Origin of the sequence: Bifidobacterium sp. UTCIF-1 (genome assembly GCF_006408915.1) — a bacterium.
In the GTDB taxonomy this organism is placed as follows: Bacteria; Actinomycetota; Actinomycetes; order Actinomycetales; family Bifidobacteriaceae; genus Bifidobacterium; species Bifidobacterium reuteri.
The window spans coordinates 1-1550 of record NZ_JFAG01000044.1; the positions used below are offsets into that span (position 1 = coordinate 1).

A 1550-nucleotide genomic window follows, 5' to 3' on the forward strand; every position below is an offset into this window, starting at 1 on the left:
CCACGAGCGCATCAAACAGTCGCTTGGTTGGATGAGCCCGGTACAATACCGTCAAAGCCAAGGAATGGCTGCGTGATTATCTCCAAGAAAATGTCCGCAGCCCCAAATCTTCCTTACTATATTCCATTGTTACCCTCCATAACTTCTGATTGTTGCCGTCTTGACGATTATGTATCTTTACATTACCTTCTGAAACATATGGCGCACCTTGTCCAGGCGGCTGTTTGGACGGCGGGGCTGGATGACCGGCTGACCGACAGCGGCCTGATATCCTTTCAGCTCTGTAAGGCATACGCTCCGCCCGTTGGTGTAAAAGGCCAGATCAGTACGGTATGCCTGTATACAGCGGGCGGGAATCTCGCCAGTAAAGACAACTTCATCCTTTTTTACCTGGGCCGTTTCGATGGTGGCACAGTATTTCGGTGCATCATGATAAGCCCTGGAAAGGTATTCCTGGGGCGCATAGAGGGTGAAGGAGAGATAAGGTTCCAGCAGTTGCGTCCCTGATTCCTTCAATGCCTGTTCCAATACAATCGGGGCCAATGAGCGGAAGTCCGCCGGCGTGCTGACCGGACTGTAATAAAGCCCGTATTCAAAGCAAATCTTACAGTCCGTTACGTTCCAGCCGAACAAGCCCTGCTCCAGCCCGTAACGGATACCATCCCTGACAGCGTTTTGAAAACTCTGGTTCAAGTATCCCAGCGAAACCCGGCTCTCGTATTGTACACCGGAGCCAAGCGGGAGTGGTGTAACAGACAGTCCGATGGATGCCCAAAACGGGTTGGGCGGCACCTCGATATGGATGGTGTGGCTGGCTGCTTTGAGCGGCCGCTCCATATAAATGACGGTGGGTTCCTTTACCACTGTTTCAAGCTTGTATTTTTCCGACAGCAAAGCGGAAACAACCTCCAACTGCACCCGGCCCAAAAAAGAAAGAATGATCTCATGGGTGATGGAATCCACCTCGCAGCGCAAAAGCGGGTCAGTATCCGCAAGTTGCGTAAGAGCGTCCAGCAGCCGTTCTCTTTGCGCTGCCGTTTTCGGCGCAATCGACGTCCGCAGCATGGGGAGGGGGTCCTCACGCCACCTTTTACGAGGGAGCCGGGTTGGGTCCCCTAATACATCGTTTAACCTCACGCTGTCGCTGGGAAGGATAACAATTTCACCCGGATAAGCGGTGTCTGTCCGAACAATTTCCCCTTTGGATGGAATACGCATCTCTGTGATTTTCAGCTTTTCTCTCCCGGCCAGGGCCACCGTATCCCGCAGGCGCAGCGTTCCGCTGTATAGCCGTAGATAGACACGCCGCTGGCCGCAATCTGTATACTCCACCTTGAAAACGCTGCCGCATAGGGCGGCGCTCCCCTGTTCCCCAATCGGTTGGAACAGCCCTGTCACCGCATCCATCAACGGTTGAATGCCAAGGCCCTTTTTGGCGCTGCCATAATAGACCGGGAACAGGGAGGCGTCTTGAACCCGCCGCTGTTCCTCCCGCACAAGTTTTTCCCGGCTGATTGGTTCTCCTGCGATATACTTTTCCAATAATTTAT

General features: G+C 53.4%; 1 protein-coding gene. It reads right to left on the minus strand.

Annotated features, from left to right (window positions below; genetic code table 11):
* Positions 1-177: 177 nt before the first annotated feature.
* Positions 178-1550, minus strand: a 1373-nt coding sequence (locus BW09_RS10755) for a TetM/TetW/TetO/TetS family tetracycline resistance ribosomal protection protein (RefSeq protein WP_044090697.1), incomplete at its 5' end; no start/stop codon positions are given.